The organism is Pseudomonas sp. NFXW11 (assembly GCF_049887815.1).
Classification (GTDB): Bacteria; Pseudomonadota; Gammaproteobacteria; order Pseudomonadales; family Pseudomonadaceae; genus Aquipseudomonas.
Genome location: NZ_JAGEKI010000014.1, coordinates 165,868 through 181,455, shown reverse-complemented (window position 1 = coordinate 181,455; position 15,588 = coordinate 165,868). Strand labels below are relative to the sequence as shown.

General features: G+C 65.2%; 15 protein-coding genes. 8 read left to right on the top strand and 7 right to left on the bottom strand.

Annotated elements, in window-relative coordinates; genetic code table 11:
• The first annotated feature begins 169 nt into the window (after positions 1-169).
• The 6 genes from J4P02_RS21375 to J4P02_RS21350 all read left to right on the top strand — a co-directional run bounded on the left by J4P02_RS21375 (position 170) and on the right by J4P02_RS21350 (position 5,121).
• Positions 170-829, top strand: coding sequence for a CsgG/HfaB family protein (locus J4P02_RS21375; RefSeq protein WP_426193974.1), 660 nt, complete (start codon positions 170-172; stop codon positions 827-829).
• Between the two features lie 28 nt (positions 830-857).
• Positions 858-1,229: a DUF4810 domain-containing protein gene (locus J4P02_RS21370; RefSeq protein ID WP_426193937.1), complete on the top strand. Its 372-nt coding sequence runs from the start codon at positions 858-860 to the stop codon at positions 1,227-1,229.
• On the top strand, positions 1,226-1,885 hold the full coding sequence (locus J4P02_RS21365; RefSeq protein WP_426193935.1) for a DUF799 domain-containing protein: 660 nt from the start codon (positions 1,226-1,228) through the stop codon (positions 1,883-1,885). Before J4P02_RS21370 ends, J4P02_RS21365 begins: the two co-directional genes overlap by 4 nt.
• 246 nt (positions 1,886-2,131) lie before the next feature.
• Positions 2,132-4,243 (top strand): ATP-binding protein, encoded by a 2,112-nt coding sequence (locus J4P02_RS21360; protein ID WP_426193933.1) that lies wholly within the window; start codon positions 2,132-2,134, stop codon positions 4,241-4,243.
• Between the two features lie 191 nt (positions 4,244-4,434).
• On the top strand, positions 4,435-4,701 hold the full coding sequence (locus J4P02_RS21355) for a DUF1652 domain-containing protein (protein ID WP_426193931.1): 267 nt from the start codon (positions 4,435-4,437) through the stop codon (positions 4,699-4,701).
• A 186-nt stretch (positions 4,702-4,887) separates the two neighbouring features.
• A complete protein-coding gene (locus J4P02_RS21350) occupies positions 4,888-5,121 on the top strand; it encodes a DUF465 domain-containing protein (protein ID WP_426193929.1) in 234 nt (77 codons plus the stop codon).
• 77 nt (positions 5,122-5,198) lie between these two features.
• Here the strand turns inward: J4P02_RS21350 and J4P02_RS21345 are convergent, their stop codons facing one another.
• Entirely contained in the window at positions 5,199-6,302 is a 1,104-nt protein-coding gene (locus tag J4P02_RS21345; RefSeq protein ID WP_426193927.1) for an SMP-30/gluconolactonase/LRE family protein, read from the bottom strand.
• A gap of 25 nt (positions 6,303-6,327) precedes the next feature.
• Positions 6,328-7,491: an SRPBCC family protein gene (locus J4P02_RS21340; protein WP_426193925.1), complete on the bottom strand. Its 1,164-nt coding sequence runs from the start codon at positions 7,489-7,491 to the stop codon at positions 6,328-6,330.
• Between the two features lie 333 nt (positions 7,492-7,824).
• On the opposite strand from J4P02_RS21340, the gene J4P02_RS21335 reads away from it, so the two are divergent.
• Complete coding sequence (locus tag J4P02_RS21335) at positions 7,825-8,319, top strand: hypothetical protein (RefSeq protein WP_426193923.1); 495 nt, start codon at positions 7,825-7,827, stop codon at positions 8,317-8,319.
• Positions 8,320-8,325: 6 nt separating this feature from the next.
• Here J4P02_RS21335 and J4P02_RS21330 read toward each other — a convergent pair whose 3' ends face one another.
• Complete coding sequence (locus tag J4P02_RS21330; protein ID WP_426193921.1) at positions 8,326-8,952, bottom strand: response regulator; 627 nt, start codon at positions 8,950-8,952, stop codon at positions 8,326-8,328.
• 369 nt (positions 8,953-9,321) lie between these two features.
• A complete protein-coding gene (locus J4P02_RS21325; RefSeq protein ID WP_426193919.1) occupies positions 9,322-9,783 on the bottom strand; it encodes a hypothetical protein in 462 nt (153 codons plus the stop codon).
• Positions 9,784-9,965: 182 nt separating this feature from the next.
• Here J4P02_RS21325 and J4P02_RS21320 point away from each other — a divergent pair, with 182 nt between their 5' ends.
• Positions 9,966-10,874, top strand: a complete 909-nt coding sequence (locus tag J4P02_RS21320) for a LysR family transcriptional regulator (RefSeq protein WP_426193917.1) — start codon at positions 9,966-9,968, stop codon at positions 10,872-10,874.
• Between the two features lie 214 nt (positions 10,875-11,088).
• Here J4P02_RS21320 and J4P02_RS21315 read toward each other — a convergent pair whose 3' ends face one another.
• From J4P02_RS21315 to J4P02_RS21305, 3 genes are all read right to left on the bottom strand, one after another.
• The gene (locus J4P02_RS21315; RefSeq protein ID WP_426193916.1) at positions 11,089-12,447 is read right to left on the bottom strand and encodes an OprD family outer membrane porin; all 1,359 of its coding nucleotides are present in this window, start codon (positions 12,445-12,447) and stop codon (positions 11,089-11,091) included.
• Positions 12,448-12,563: 116 nt separating this feature from the next.
• Complete coding sequence (locus J4P02_RS21310) at positions 12,564-13,898, bottom strand: citrate-proton symporter (RefSeq protein WP_426193914.1); 1,335 nt, start codon at positions 13,896-13,898, stop codon at positions 12,564-12,566.
• Between the two features lie 91 nt (positions 13,899-13,989).
• Positions 13,990-15,384: an amidase gene (locus J4P02_RS21305; RefSeq protein WP_426193912.1), complete on the bottom strand. Its 1,395-nt coding sequence runs from the start codon at positions 15,382-15,384 to the stop codon at positions 13,990-13,992.
• Positions 15,385-15,588: the final 204 nt, after the last annotated feature.

The following is a 15,588-nucleotide window of genomic DNA, read 5'->3' as shown; positions in this document are numbered from 1 at the left end:
CACTTTGTCATACTTGCCGCCGACGACGCCCCCTGCGTCACGTTTGATGACGCCCCAGTCGAACATTTCCCGCAGCGCACAACCTGTGTGGCGCGGCTGTGCGGCAGGGCGAAAAGTCTTTTCATGGATGCTCAAGAAGGAACATAGAGTGAGAGTGATCTCGAAGTTGATGATGTCGGGGGTCGCCCTGGCGGTGCTGGCCGGCATCGCTGGTTGTGCCACGGAAAGCTCCCGGGCCTTGCCGGTGGAGAAGGTCCAGAGCGCCAGCCAGGTGTGGACCGGAGCCCGAGTGCCGATGGCGGTGGGCAAGTTCGACAACCGTTCCAGCTACATGCGCGGAATCTTTTCCGACGGCGTCGACCGCCTCGGCGGCCAGGCCAAGACCATCCTGATTACCCATCTGCAGCAGACCAACCGGTTCAACGTGCTGGACCGCGACAACATGGGCGAGATCCAGCAGGAAGCGGCCATCAAGGGCCAGGCGCAGAAACTCAAGGGCGCGGATTTCGTGGTCACCGGCGACGTCACCGAGTTCGGTCGCAAGGAAACCGGCGACCGCCAGCTGTTCGGCATTCTCGGCCGTGGCAAGACCCAGGTGGCCTACGCCAAGGTGGCGTTGAACATCGTCAATATCAGCACCTCGGAAGTGGTCTATTCGACCCAGGGCGCTGGCGAATACGCCTTGTCCAACCGCGAGGTGATCGGCTTCGGCGGCACCGCTTCCTACGACTCGACGCTCAACGGCAAGGTGCTGGACCTGGCCATGCGCGAGGCGGTCAACCGCATGGTCGAGGCTATCGACGGTGGGGCCTGGAAACCCGGCCGCTGATCAACACTGCTGACAGGGAGAAGTAAGCATGTTCAAGACAATCACCGCGCGGCCACTGCTGGCCGGCGCCTTGCTGGCCAGTGCACTGCTGGCCGGTTGCAGCGGTCCGAAGACGCTGTACCAGTGGGAAACCTACCAGGCCCAGACTTACGAATACTTCAAGGGCGAGGAAGCCAGAGAAGCCCAGGTCGAGGCGCTGGAGCGCGACCTGCAGAAGATCAAGTCCACCGGCAAGGCCGTGCCACCGGGTTATCACGCGCACCTGGGCATGCTCTATGCCGGCCTGGGCAAGGATGACCAGATGGTCCAGCAGTTCAATACCGAGAAGGCACTGTTCCCCGAGTCCGCCTCGTACATGGACTTCCTGTTGAAGAATGCCAAGCAAGGAGCTGCCAAATGAACTTCACCACCTTGCGCAACCTCCTGGGGCTGTTGAGCGTCAGCCTGCTGGTGGGCTGCGCCGCGCCCAAGACCGTGGACTACTCGGCCTACAAGCAGGCCCGGCCGAAGTCGATCCTGGTGCTGCCGCCGCTCAATGAGTCGCCAGACGTCAAGGCCACCTACAGCATGCTGTCCCAGGTCACCTTTCCGCTGGCCGAGGCCGGGTACTACGTGATGCCGATTGCGGTGGTGGATGAAACCTTCCGCCACAACGGCCTGACCAACCCGGGGGACATCCACGGCCTGTCGCCAGCCAAGCTCAACGAAATCTTCGGCGCCGATGCCGGGCTCTACATCACGGTCAAGGAATACGGCACCAGCTACATGCTGATCAGCAGCGAGACCGTGGTCACCGCCACGGCCACCCTGGTCGACCTGAAGACCGGCACCAGCCTGTGGACCGGCAGCGCCCGGGCCTCCAGCGAAGAAGGCAACAGCGGTAACAATGGGGGCCTGGTGGGCATGCTGATCACCGCGGCGGTGAAGCAGATCATCAACACCTCCACCGACGCCGGCCATCCGATTGCCGGTATCACCAGCCAGCGCCTGCTCTCGGCCGGGCAGCATGCCGGCCTGCTGTACGGCCCGCGTTCGCCGAAGTACGGCACCGACTGACCGCGGGCAGCGGGCAATCCGCTGCCGTTCCAGGCGCCGCTGCAGGGCGTGCGCCTGGAGCCTGGGCCATCGCCTATCCTGTCAGTCGGCCTTGCAGCCGTCTCGTTGGCAGTGTGGCGCAACCCTTGATGACGCTTGGCAAGCAAGCGGTGAAACCATCTGTGTGCCGGGTGCTCAAAGACACTGGAGGCTGCATGGCAACCTTCGCTCAATCCCGGGTCTAGTCACGTTTTCCAGAGTCTGCCAATGCCGTTCTTATCTGATCATCACGGGTGCCAGGGGTGGCAAGGCGAGATGGCCGAGCGCATCCGCGCCTTCGACTGGTCGCAGACCAGCCTCGGGGCCTTGCGTCACTGGAGCCAGAGCCTGCGCAGCACGGTGCAACTGATGCTCGGCTCGCCGGTGCCGATGGTGATGCTCTGGGGCCCCCTGGGCTACATGATCTACAACGATGCCTACGCGGTGTTCGCCGGTGGCCGCCATCCCTACCTGCTGGGCTGCGCGGTGGAGCGCGGCTGGCCGGAAGTGGCCGAGTTCAACCGCGGGGTGATGAACACCTGCCTCAGTGGCGGCACCCTGTCGTACCGCAACAAGGAACTGGTGCTGCTGCGCAACGGCGAGCCGGAAAACGTCTGGCTGGACCTCTACTACAGCCCGGTGGCCGGTGATGACCAGGCCCCGGAAGGGGTGATCGCCATCGTGGTGGAAACCACCGCCCATGTGATTTCCGAGCAGCGCCGGCAGGTCGCCGAAGCCGCCTATCGCGCCGAGAACGAGCGGGTGCAACTGGCGCTCAACGCCGGGGCGCTGCTGGGCTCCTTTGTCTGGGATATCCAGAACAATGTGCTGTCCAGCGACGAGCGTTTTGCCCGTACCTTCTCCTACCCGGCGCAGCAGGCCCTGGACGACCTGCCGATCGACATCGCCGAGAGCCGCATTCACCCCGACGATCTGCCGCGCATTCGCGAACTGGTCAATTACAGCGTGACCCAGGGCGGGCCCTACAACGCCGAGTACCGGGTACGAGGCAATGACGACAGCTATCGCTGGGTGCTGGCCTGCGGTCGTTGCGAGTTCGACCAGGCCGGTAGGGCCCTGCGCTTTCCCGGGGTACTGATCGATATCCAGGAGCGGCGCATCGCCGAGGAGGCCCTGCGCCAGTTGACCCGCAACCTGGAGCAGCGGGTGCTGGAGGAGGTCAATGCGCGGCTGTGCGCCGAAGAGCAACTGCGCCAGGCGCAGAAGCTCGAAGCCATAGGCGGCCTCACCGGTGGCGTGGCCCATGACTTCAACAACCTGTTGCAGGTGATCGCCGGCAACCTGCACCTGCTGGCCCGGCACGAGCCGGACAACGCCAATGTGCAGCGTCGTACCCAGGCCGCGCTGAGCGCGGTGGAGCGCGGTGCCAAGCTGTCGGCGCAGTTGCTGGCTTTCGCCCGGCGCCAGCCGCTGTCGCCGGCCACCTACAACCTGCGGGAGCTGGACCAGGGCCTGGGGGAATTGCTGCGGCGGGCCCTGGGCGAGGGCATTCGCATCCAGGTGCAACTGCCTGCTGAACCCTGGAGCATCCATGTGGATCGCCACCAGCTGGAAAACGCCGTGCTCAACCTGGCGATCAATGCCCGGGATGCCATGGACGGCGAAGGGCGGATTCTGATCAGTGTCGAGAACCTGCTGCTGGACCGCCGCTTCTGCGCCGGCAAGGACCTCGAGCCCGGCCAGTACCTGCGGCTGACGGTGGCCGACAGCGGCCGCGGCATGTCCGCTGAGGTGCTCAAGCAGGCCTTCGAACCCTTCTTCACCACCAAGGGCGACAGCCATGGCACTGGCCTGGGGTTGAGCATGGTGTTCGGCTTCGTCAAGCAGAGCGGCGGGCATATCGAGATACTCAGCCGCCCGGGCCAGGGCACCCGGGTACAGCTGTACTTCGCGCGCAGCGCTGACGAGACGCAAGCGCTGGCCCCGAGGCGCCAGGGCCGGGCTGGGGGAGGGCAGGAAAGCATCCTGGTGGTGGAGGACAACGCCGAGGTCTGTAGCGCCGCGGTGGAGATGCTCAGGCACGAAGGCTACCGGGTGCGCACCGCGGCCAATGGCGATGCCGCCATGCAACTGTTGATGGGGGGGCTCAAGGTCGACCTGATTTTCACCGACGTGGTGATGCCGGGCCTGATCAAGAGCACCGACCTGGCCACCTGGGCCAAGACCCAGGTGCCGCCGATCGCGGTGCTGTTCACCTCGGGTCATACCCGCGACATGATCTCGCGCAACCATCTGCTGAACCCCGATACCCATCTGCTGAGCAAGCCCTACGGGCCCGAGGACCTGAGCGCCATGGTGCGTTCGTTGCTCAGTACCTGAGGCGTGGGCTGTGACACAGCGCATAAAAACCCACCGCGGCCGACGACAACTTGGCAGCGGGCTTCTACGCTGGATCGAATTGAATGAACGTGTATGGTTTTACCGCTGACCAAGGATTAGGACGGCGTGCCCCGAACGGATACCCCCCTGTCTTGCGCGTTTTCTCTGCCACCCCTTTGGATACCCTGCTTGTGATCTCCACCCTCGAACTGCGCAGAATCGTTGAGAGCAGTTTCCTGCCGCTGCATTGCCAGTGCACCGTTGGCCATGACGGGGCCATGACGGTGCGGATCTGCGACCCGGCCAGCGGCCGCGTCGACCTGTTGGTGACGGGCATCGCCACCCATGGCCTGACCAGTTCCCGGGCGCTTTCGGAGCTGATTGCCGAGTTGCGCCACGACCTCAAGTACACCGGCCTGGCGGCGGAGCAGGGGGGGCAGCGACGGCGGCTGCGCTGAATTGTTGCGGGCCAGTGCTCCAGGGGTTGTGCCTGGTTGGACGGATATTGATCCAGGACAGCAACTGGCGACGAACGGTAACCGCTGATCCTTTTGCCAGTCGACAGACCCGGGGCGCCAAGGTCATTCTGATCACCGGCAGGGACGCGTGACGTCCTTGCTGCCGATCAATCACGGAGGTGTTCCATGCCGGTGACCCACGACCTATACCAGGACCTGAGCTGCAGCAAAGAAGACATTCAACAGCGTCGGGCCAGTGATCCCCATTTGAATGCGCTGTTCGACAAGTACACCCGTATCGATGATCAGGTGCTCCAGGCCGAGGCGGCTGCGGCTGCCGATGATGAAGTGAGGAAACTCAAGGAGAAGCGCCTGCAGATCAAGGATGAGATCTCCGACAAGCTCACCGCCCGTCTCTGAAACCAAGCGGCAAGTTCCAAGCGACAAGCGGCAAGCCTCTAGCTTTGGAGCTTGCCGCTTGAAGCTTGCCGCTGCTCCTATGGTTCGAGGGCATCCTTGAGTGGCAGGCGCGCCATATGCCGGGCAGTCAGGGAACCCAAGTACAGCGCATCGCCGTATTCACGTGCGGTGGTGATCGGCGAGTAGTTGCCGCTGCTGCCATCTTGCAGGTTGGCGATCACTCGGCCCTGGGTGTCCAGGCCTAGCACGAAGGCGCGTTTTTCCACCGGCTTGGGCAGAACCGCCATGGCCCGCACCAGCATCTTGCGTACCAGGGGGTAGGCCGCAGTGCCGTCCAGCAGTGGGCTGCGCGGTGCATACAGGGCTACCCAGAAGCGGTCATGGCCATTGAAGCTGAGGTTGTCCGGCAGCCCCGGCAGGTTGTCGATAAACAGGTCGTGGCGGCCGGCCTGTTGGCCCTTGAGCCAGTAGCGGCTGATGCGATAGGCGCCGGTTTCGTTGACCAGCACAAAGGCTTCGTCCGGCCCCAGGGCGATGCCGTTGGCGAACTCCAGGCGCTCCAGCAGCACTTCGGTCTTGCCGCTTTGGAAGTCGTAGCGCAGCAGGCGACCGTCGCCGCCATGCTCGATCACCGCTTCGCCGTCATGGCCGTAACCCCAGCGGCTGCTGGCGTCGCTGAAATAGGCGTAGCGCCCGGCGGCGTCCACCGCTACATCGTCGGTAAACCCCAACTTCAGGCCATTGGCCTCGGTGCTCAGGCTCTGCAACTGCCCTTGCGGGTCGAGGGCCAGCAAGCCCTTGATGGCATCGGCGATGATCAGCCGGCCATCCGGATGGCGGGCCAGCCCCAGGGGGCGGCCGCCGGTGTTGACCAGCACCTTGAGGCTGCTGCCGTCGAGGCTGGTCTGGATCACCCGGCCATCGTGCAGGCCGGTCAGCAACTGGCCGTTCTCCAGCAGCAGGGCTTCGGGCCCGGGAATGTCCCGGGCGCCCACCGCCTGCACCGCCTTGAGCTTCTGGTTTTCGGCAAATGGCCCCTGGCTCAGGGAGGGGGCCGGCGGCGGGTTCCAGGCCACTGGCGCGACCTGGGTGGGCGCCAGCAGCAAATAGGCCAGGATGGCCAGCACCAGCAGCAGGACGATGCGGCCGGCGGAAAAGCGTCGAGGGGCAATCGGGTTCATGCAATGACTCCTGTCGGTGAAGGCTTCAGGATAGGCTGCGCGTCGCATTGGTGGGTGCTTGCGGGATGGCGCGTTGGGCCATTTCGCAGAGTGCCAGCAAGGAGGCGGCGGATTCGCGCTCTATCCGTCGCTTGAATAGCAGCCGATTGCCCAGGCGCATCAGCAGGCTGTCGAAGCGATATTCCAGGGTGCGCACAAAGCGGGTGTGCCCGCTTGGCAGTACCTGGCATTCATAACTCAGTTGCAAGTGCAGGCCATGATCGCCCTGGGCCGTGGCGCGCCAGCGGCTGCCCGGCAGGTATTCCTCGACCCGCCAGCTCAGGTGGCCGCTGCGCCCGCCGGCATGGATGTCTTCCTCGAAACCCTGCCCGGCCGGCAAGGGCCCATCCTGGCCCAGCACCTTGAGCGAGGAGGGGTGCCACTCCGGCCAGCGCCGGGGGCTGGCGGCATAGGCCAGGGTGCTGGTGGCACTGCGGGGGATATCGATCTGATGCTGCATGCGGGTCATGGGCCGGGCCTCATCGAGGGAAGGGGTGGTTTCTGCCTGCCAGTACAGGGTGCCGAACAGCCAGTCCATCAACGGCAGGACGATATTGAAATTGCGCTCCTGCATCAGCTCGCGGCGGTGATGCAGCTCGTGCAGGTGGCGCATCTGCCGCACCCAGGGCAGGCGCGCCAGCGGGTGCTTGGCCGGCAGGTGCTCACAGGCATGGAACACCTCATAGGCCAGGTAACCGAGCAGGGTGCAACTGGCGAACAGCGCTGCAACGTTGCCGTTCCACAGGCGCAGCAACCCCCACAGGGGCAGGGCGAACAGCAGGCTGTGGAGCACGATCAGCCAGGCCGGAAACAGGATCACCCGCCAGTCGGCGCGGCCTTCGTAGGTCATCAGCCCGGGGGTGAAGAAGCTGTGGTGATCGCCGGTATGCCGGGCATAGAACAGCCGGGCGAAAGACTGCTTGTGGTGCCCCAGCCAGCGGTGCACCACGTAGATGCAGAAATTGAAGAACAGCAGCGCCAGCGGCACCGTCAGCCATTCTAGGGGCTGCACCTGGCTCAGGGTGCTGCACAGCCAGCCGATGCACAGCAGGCCGTAGGCCAGAACGAAGCCGCCATGCAGCCAGGGGTTGTAACGCGGGCTGACCGCGGCCCGGTATTGCTGGCGAAACTGCTGGGTGGTGTCGCGCATGGGGTATTTCCCGTTGTTGTTTTTATCGGCAGCAGCGTAGCTGGGGGGAAATTATCCAGCCAATGGACAGTGGGAATGAGCAATATTCATCAAGGTGAAAATGCCTGCCCCTGGCTGTTCGGGGGCAGCGGGCATTGAAGCGCGATAGCAGGCTCTGGGAGAATCGCCGGCTTTGGCCCAAGGAAGACAGGAGCAGCAGATGGAAAACAACATGGCCCTGGCCATTGCCGCATTTGACGGGCCAGAGGCCACCTGCTTGCTGTGTGCCCCGGCGCTGCAAACATCACCAGTGGCGGATGCACTGGCCTCCGGGCCTTGCCGGGGAGGTGCTTGGTGAGTGCCGGGGGGTATCCGCGCCTGAAGGTGTTCATGGCCTTTATCCTGTGCCCGCTGGTGCCGGGATTGATTGCCGGGCTGGTCCAGGTCGGCTTGCTGCTGGCCCATTTGGCGAGCAACCCGCGGTTGCTTGGTGAGGTCCGTGGCGCGGAGATCATGCTGATGCCGCTGCTGGCCCCGGTGGTCGCCGTGCTGGTGTTTCTCCTGCCGCTTTTCTGCCTGGCCCTGGCCGTGGCGCTGATCGGGGTCAGGCGTTCGGTTTTCAGCTGCCGGGCCTTGGGCTTGATTGGCGGCGTGGTCGCGATCAGCTGGGTGATGCTGTTTATCCGTGCGGTGGTCAATGACATCGCCACGGCGAGCTATGGCGACTACCTGCCCGGGGTCGTGCTGCTATTTGTCGCCGCCACCCTGACCTGCTGGGCGACGGCGCGTTTTTTTCTGCCAGCGGCCGAGCCGGAGATTGGCGCCATGGCCGGTGCGGCGCTGGAGTGAAGGGGTTCACAACAGGTCCTGCTGCCGGGCGATATGGGCCAGTTCGATGGTGGTGCGCACCCCGAGTTTCTTCAGCACATTGACCTTGTGCCCGCTGATGGTCTTGTTGCTCAGGTTGAGCTTGGTGGCGATTTCCAGGTTGCTGTAGCCGTTGGCCAGCAACTGCAGGATCACCAGCTCCTTGTTGGTGAGGTTGTTCAGCGCGTCGCTGGGGTCGTGGCCGGTTTCGCGGTACATCTCCAGCACCTCCCGGGGGAAGTACAGGTAGCCATCGGCCAAGGCATTGAGGCCCTTGACCAGCTCCGGTAGGCCGGCGCTCTTGCTGATGAAACCCATGGCCCCGGCCTGCATGCAGCGCACGCCATAGGTGCTGGCGCGGTTGGCGGTGAACACCAGGGTCTTGACCTCCAGGTTGTCGATGGCGATGCGCCGCAGCACCGAGAGCCCGTCGAGGTTGTTCAGGGTGATGTCCAGCAGCATGTAGTCCGGGCGCAGGCGGTTGATCTTGTCCAGGGCGTCGAAGCCGTCGGCGGATTCGCCGATCGGCTGGTAGCCATGTTCCGCCAGCAGCTCGCTGACGGCGGCGCAGATGATGGGGTGGTCGTCGACGATAAGCACACGTTTGTTTTTCATGAGGCCCTCGGAGGACACACAAGGGAGCGCGTGATGCGTTCGTTGCGAAGAAAGAGGTCCTTGGCGATCGGCACTTGTGTGGTGAATGTCAGATGCCTGCTGACCGAGCTCGAGGCCCGTCGTCGCGTCCTTGCGAGGAGCGCTTGGCGAAGCCTTGGGGGCAGGGTCATGCAAGCGGCGCGAGCATGTTAGTTCAGAAGAACCGCCAAGGGATTGGTGTAAGAAGTGCCTCGCAAATTTCCAAGACGTTTCTTGGCCAGGGGGGTGCTCGCTTGCGCCGGCCTGTAGGCAAAGGGCGAGTGGAGGGAATCGGCTATGGCGCGCCCGGGCGGGGCGAGCGCGCCGCCAGCTCGCTGCAGCGCTTCCGGGTCAAGGCGCCTTGAGCATCACGTAGGCTTCGCCGCCACGGCGGTCGTGCATCAGGATGAAATGCTGGCCATCGAGGGTGATCTGCGCCGGCAGGCTCTGGTTCACCGGGGTACTGGAGAACTTGCCGAGGATGCTGAGAAATTGCTGGGTCAGCGACGGGTCGTTCTGCGACGGGGTGGTGACCGCGCACTCCTTGTTGGCCTGCACCTGCACCCCCAGGGTCTGGTCCTGGTTCATGCCCATCCTGGCGAAGCCGGCGTCGCTCAGCTCGCCGATACCGTGGGCCCGGGCGGCGGTATCGGCGCCGGCGAAGGAGGGCGCCGACTTCAGGCAGATATCGCGAAAGGCCAGGATGCCGGCGGAGGTGATGGTGGGTTCCGGGTTGATTTCCCGGGTCAGGCTGGCGCAGGCGCCGAGCAGGGCCAGGGCAACGACAAGGGTGCAGCGCGTTAACTTACTCATGATCGATCCTTGCAAGAAGGCCGGGTGGGGCGCCGGCGGTGGTTCGTGCCGAATGCAGGAACCGGCTGCCATGCAGGTTAGGCACGGCCGGCGGGCAGAGCAATATTTTCCATGGCCCGGCTGACCGGCTGGCGCACTAATTGCGTGCTCCAGGGTTTCGTTCAGCGCTGGAGCTTGTCGTTATGCAATTACGCGCCCTGCGTTACTTCCATGAGGTGGCCCGCTGCGCCTCCCTGCGCCAGGCGGCGGAGCGTTTGTACGTGACGCCCACCGCGGTGAGTCGGCAGATCGAGCAGTTGGAACACTTCTTCGGCACTGCCCTGATCGAGCGCGGGCCTCGGGGCATTCGCCTGACCCTGGAGGGGGAATGCCTGGCCGAGCAGGTGAGTTCGACCCTGCGCGGCTTCGACCAGGTGCGCGAGGTGATCGCCAGCCGCCAGAGCCAGGTGGCCGGTAACGTCAGCATCCATGTGTCGGAAAGTATCGTTTCCAGTGTGCTGGCCCCGGTGTTGGCAACGTTCAGTCGGGCTCACCCCAAGGTCACCTTCAATATTGTCATCGCCAGTGCCGGCGCCACCCTGGATGCCCTGTGCAGCGGCGAAGCCGACCTGGGCCTGGCCTTCTACCTGCAGGAACGGGCCGAGGTCGAGGTCACCGCCCAGTGCCAGTTGTGGCACCGGGTGCTGGTGAGCGCCGAGCACCCGTTTGCCCAGTGCCCGAGCATTCGCCTGGAAGACCTCGAAGGCCAGCCCCTGGCGATTCCCGATTCGGCCTATGGCATGCGCCAGGCCCTGGAGGGTGCGGCGAAGAAGCGCGGGGTGAATATCCTGCCGCGGTTCACCACCAGCTCCCTGGAAGTACAGAAGAGCCTGGCCCGCCAGCGCGCCGCGGTGCTGATTCTGCCCCAGGTGGATGCCGAGGCCCGGGACCTGGGGGATGGCCTGGTGGCGGTGCCGATCGACGATGAACACCTGGAGCGGATTCGCGTCGACCTGTGCGTGGTGCGCCACCGGCCCTTGTCGGTGGCGACCCTCAGGTGCCAGGACATGCTCGCCCGCGCCATGCAACGCCACAGCCTGCCCCAGGCCTAGGTGCTGATGTGTATCGGGGCGGCCTTGTGTAGGAGCGGGCTTGCCCGCGAAGGCGTCCGCCAGGGCGATGCATGGCTCAGGGGCCCCTTCGCCGGCAAGCCGGCTCCTACGATGGGAGGGGTTGCCTGCACGCTGTAGGAGCGGGCTTGCCCGCGAAGGCGTCCGCCAGGGCGATGCATGGCTCAAGGGCCCCTTCGCCGGCAAGGGCGGGGGGTTAGAACAGACTGAAGGGGAAATTGCCCACCAGGCGGAACTCGTCGTAGCTGCCGTCGATCTGCCCGCCGCTGGCGCGGTGGTTGTAGACAATGCTGCGCAGCACCGCGTCCTTGAAGCGTCCGGATTGCACCACATAGGCCAGCATCAGCCCATTCTCGTGGTGCCCGGCACCGTCCAGGCCGCGCACCTTGTAGCCGCTGTTGCGCCCGTTGCGGTCGCCGCGGTAGTGCGTGCCGTCGATGTCCCAGCCCTTGGCATGCCACAGGCTGGCGCTCAGGCCCGGCACGCCGTAAGCGGCAAAATCCAGGTCGTAACGCAGCTGCCAGGACTTTTCATTGGGGCCGTTGTAGTCCGAGTACAGCGAGTTGGCCATGTAGTTGCCGGTGGACTCCCACACATAGTCGAAGTACTCGTTGCCGAACACCTGCTGCCAGGCCAGGGTCAGGCTGTGGGCCTGGTGGCTGGCGGTGAACGCCAGGCTCAGGGCGTCGTTGTCGATATAGCCCAGGCGCTGCTGGCCCTGGTCGCGGGTGTGGTAGTAGTTGAACGCGGTTTTCAGTGCCAGCCGGCTTTTGTCGCCGCTGCGTTGGGTCAGGCCCAGGTAGTACTGGTCCCACATGTTCTCGAAGCGCGAGGCGTAGAGGCTGCCTTCCAGGCCCAGGCCGGGTTTTACCGTGGCCCCCAGGTAGCTGATGCGCTCACCGCTGTAGGCGCGGTTGCCGAAGGTGGTGGTCAGGCGTTCGCTGCCGGTGCCGGTGCGCGGGATGGCCCGGTCGAAACTGCCGGCCTGCACGGCTAGCCAGTCGCGCTCGTTGCTGTACAGGGCCACTCCCTGGAAGCTTGAGGGCAGGGCGCGGTTGTCCTTGTAGCGCAGCACCGGGTTGTCGGTCATCAGGCGCCCGGCCTTGAGCTCGGTGCTGGACAGGCGCAGGCGCACATCAGCGATGCCCAGGCGGCTCCAGGTGGGCAGGGCATCGCCGTCGCTGTCCACCAGCACCCGGTCGCCGCCATTGGCCACCCGGCCATGACCGCGCTCCAGGTTGACCGCGCTGAACAGCCCGGCGTCCATACCAATGCCGATCAGGCCCTGGGTGTAGCCGGAGCTGTACTTGAGCATGCCGGTCTGCACCCAGGTTTGCCGCTCCCGGGTGGGCAAGGTGCCCTCGGGCTTTTTGATCGAAAGGTAGGTGTCGCGCCGGGTGTGCTGGTTGCTGTAGTAGTGGCGCAGGTTCAGGTCCAGGCTGCTGCCCTGGACAAACCCTGGAGCCTGGGCCTGGGAGTTCGGGCGCAGGTTGTCCTGGGCCAGGGCGACGCTGCTGGCGCTCAGCGCCAGGGTGCAAAGTACCAGCTGTTTCATGCGGCTTCCCCACAAATCAAAGGCGTCAAGGCACCGCCCGCCCGCGCTGTTGCGCGGCCGGCAGGGTAGAGAAAAACCCGGTGCCGGAAAAGACTGCTGGGCAGTGCGATCGAGGTTCAGCGGGCTTCTGCGAGCCTTGTGCCGGGGTTGCTGTGGTCGGGTGCTTGCGGGCGGGTTTCCTTGGCGAACCAGGCGGCGCTCAGGCACACCAGGTTGGCCAGCAGCAGGTAGCCCACGGGCGACATCGGGTTGCCGGTGGTACCGATCAGCCAGGTGATGATGATTTGCGCGGTGCCGCCGAAGGCCGCCACGCCAAAGGCATAGACGATGGAAAAACCGGTGGAGCGCACCGCCCGGGGAAAGCTTTCCACCAGCAGCACGATCAGCGCCGCGCCGCTCATGCCGTGCAAGCCCGAGAGTACCGCCAGGGTCAGCAGGAAGGTGCTGGGGCTGGGGTGTTCGGTCATCAATTGCAAGGCAGGGAACAGCACCAGCAACAGCACCACCCGCGGCGCCATCAGAATGCGCCGGCGGCCGAAGCGGTCGCAGAGCATGCCGCCGGCAATCGCGCACACTGCCATGGCCGCGCCGGCCACCAGGGTCGAGAGCATGGAGATGCTGGTGGGCAGCTTGAGCTCGGTGAGGGCGAAGGTGGTCATGTAGTTGATGAAGTACTGGGTGATGGTGCTGCCGGAAAGAATCAGCAGCCCCAGCACCAGCGCCCGGCGATGCTCGCCGAACACCTGGCGCACCAGGCTGCCGGTGCTGGCCGCCTCGCCCTGGCCATGGAAGGTTTCCGCCAGGTTGCGGCGGATGTAGATGCCGATCGGCAACACCAACAAGCCGAACACGAAGGGCACGCGCCAGCCCCAGGTATTGAGGTCTTCGGGGGACAGCAGCTGGGTGAGGATGTAACCCACGGTGCCGGCGGCCATGGCCGCGACGCCCTGGGCCACCACCTGCCAGCAGGCGTAGGTGCCGCGCTTGTGCGCCGGCGCCGCTTCGAGAATGTAGGTGGTGGCGGGGCCGGCCTCGCCGCCCCAGGCCAGGCCCTGGATCAGCCGGGTGACCACCAGCAGGATCGGCGCGGCAATGCCGATGCTCTCGTAGCTGGGCAGGATGGCGATGCTGCCGGTGCCCACGGCCATCATCACCAGGGTCAGCAGCATGGCCGGCTTGCGTCCGACGCGGTCGGCGTAGGCACCGATCAGCACCGCTCCCAGGGGTCGCACGATAAAGCCCACGCCGAAGGCGGTGACCGACAGCAGCAGGCTGACGAAGGCGCTGTCGGAGGGAAAGAAGGTGTGGCCGATCATCACCGCGAAGGTGGCGTAGACGCCGAAATCGAAGAACTCCACGGCGTTGCCGAGGATCACCGCAAACACGCTGCGTTTGCCTCCTGCGGCCGGGGGAGTGGGAGTCGCTGTTGGGTTGGACGCTTGGCTGGACATACTGGCCCCTCGAATTTTTATTCATAGGTGGCCCAGACCCCGGGCCGCGAGGCCTGGAGCTGGGGTGAAGGTGGCAGTTGCAGGTGCGCTGCTAGCGGGACGGCGGGCTTGGCCAGCGGTGGATCGGGCCACGCCAGCTCTCATAGGTCTTGGCCACTTGCAGCAGCCATTGATCGGCGAAGCGCGGGGCGATCAGTTGCAGGCCGATGGGCATGCCATCGGCGGCAAAACCGCAGTTGATCGACAGCGCCGGTTGTTCGCCCATGTTCCACGGCAGGGTGAAGACAATGTGCTCGAAGGGCTGTTGCGGATCATTGCTTGGCGACGGCCACTCGGCGGGAAAACGGTTGACCTGGTTGGTGGGTGACAGCACCAGGTCGAACTCGCTGAACACCTGGGCGGCGCGGCGGCGCATCTCGAAGGTCTGGTTGAAACCCTGCACCGCCTCGACCCCGGACAGATCGGCCCCCGGTGCCGCCCAATCACGGATATAGGGCAGCACCTGGGCGAACTGCTCGCTGCCCAGGGCCGACAGTTCCGCCCATTGCCGGGCACGCCAGAAGCGGTCGAGGCCGTCCAGTTGGGCACGGTCCATGATCGGCGCCAGGGGCCGCACCTGGGCGCCATGGCGTTCGAACAGCTGCGCCGCGCGTTCCACCGCCTCGCAGACAAAGGCTTCCGGTTGCAGCCCGGCGCCGGGCTCCAGCATCAGGCCGATCTTCAGGCCTTTGACCGACAGCGGTGCATCGCTCCAGTCGCTGGTCAGCGGCGGCAGGCTGGTGGCGTCGCGGGCATCGGGGCGAGCCAGGTAGCGCATCATCAGCACCGCGTCATCCACGCTGCGGGTCATGGGCCCGGCGCAACGCCCGGTGTAGTAGGGGTCGATGGGAATTCGCCCAAGGCTCGGCTTGAACCCCACCAGAGCGCACCAGGCCGACGGCAGGCGCACCGAACCGCCGATATCGGTGCCGATATGCAGCGGCCCGTAGCCGGCGGCCGCCGCGGCCGCGGCCCCGGAGCTGGAGCCGCCGGTATTGCAGGCGGTGTTCCAGGGGTTGCGGGTGATGCCGTGAAAGCTCGACAGCCCGGATGACAACATGCCGAAATCCGGCACCGTGGTCTTGGCCAGGATAATCGCCCCGGCCTCACGCATCCGCGCCGCCGGCGGTGCATCCTGCAGCGCCGGCGTGAGGCGGGTGGCGGCGCAGCCCAGGGGAATCGGCGTGCCTTGGGTGGCGATCAGTTCCTTGACCGTCACCGGGATGCCGTCCAGCGGGCCCTTGGGCGTGCCCTGGTGCCAGCGCTCGGTGGCGGCCCGGGCCTGCTGGCGCACCTGCTCCGGGTCGAAGGCGTAGAGCGCACGGATATGCGGCTCCCAGGCGGCGATATGGGCCAGCAGGTGCTCGTAGTAGTCCAGGGGTGAAAGCCTGCGGCTGGCAAATTGCGCCAGCAGCTCGGTGGCTTGGAGTTCGTGCAGATCAGTCATCGAACGCATCCTTGTGTCGGGCGTCAGTCGGGTCGCTGATGGGCCGACTGTATCGCTTCCACCCTAGCCCAGCCATCACAAAGGACGCAGCCTGGTGTTGCGTTTTTGTGTGCACTGAAGGCCGATAATTACCACCACCGCGGCTGTGGCGTAGGAGCGGGCTTGCCCGCGAAGGCGGCCTCAAGCCTTGCATCAGGCTTGCGG

Coding starts and splice junctions, on each gene's coding strand:
- J4P02_RS21375 (WP_426193974.1), top strand. CDS start 170: ATGATGTCGGGGGTCGCCCTGGCGGTGCTGGCCGGCATCGCTGGTTGT.
- J4P02_RS21370 (WP_426193937.1), top strand. CDS start 858: ATGTTCAAGACAATCACCGCGCGGCCACTGCTGGCCGGCGCCTTGCTG.
- J4P02_RS21365 (WP_426193935.1), top strand. CDS start 1,226: ATGAACTTCACCACCTTGCGCAACCTCCTGGGGCTGTTGAGCGTCAGC.
- J4P02_RS21360 (WP_426193933.1), top strand. CDS start 2,132: ATGCCGTTCTTATCTGATCATCACGGGTGCCAGGGGTGGCAAGGCGAG.
- J4P02_RS21350 (WP_426193929.1), top strand. CDS start 4,888: ATGCCGGTGACCCACGACCTATACCAGGACCTGAGCTGCAGCAAAGAA.
- J4P02_RS21345 (WP_426193927.1), bottom strand. CDS start 6,302: ATGAACCCGATTGCCCCTCGACGCTTTTCCGCCGGCCGCATCGTCCTG.
- J4P02_RS21340 (WP_426193925.1), bottom strand. CDS start 7,491: ATGCGCGACACCACCCAGCAGTTTCGCCAGCAATACCGGGCCGCGGTC.
- J4P02_RS21330 (WP_426193921.1), bottom strand. CDS start 8,952: ATGAAAAACAAACGTGTGCTTATCGTCGACGACCACCCCATCATCTGC.
- J4P02_RS21325 (WP_426193919.1), bottom strand. CDS start 9,783: ATGAGTAAGTTAACGCGCTGCACCCTTGTCGTTGCCCTGGCCCTGCTC.
- J4P02_RS21320 (WP_426193917.1), top strand. CDS start 9,966: ATGCAATTACGCGCCCTGCGTTACTTCCATGAGGTGGCCCGCTGCGCC.
- J4P02_RS21315 (WP_426193916.1), bottom strand. CDS start 12,447: ATGAAACAGCTGGTACTTTGCACCCTGGCGCTGAGCGCCAGCAGCGTC.
- J4P02_RS21310 (WP_426193914.1), bottom strand. CDS start 13,898: ATGTCCAGCCAAGCGTCCAACCCAACAGCGACTCCCACTCCCCCGGCC.
- J4P02_RS21305 (WP_426193912.1), bottom strand. CDS start 15,384: ATGACTGATCTGCACGAACTCCAAGCCACCGAGCTGCTGGCGCAATTT.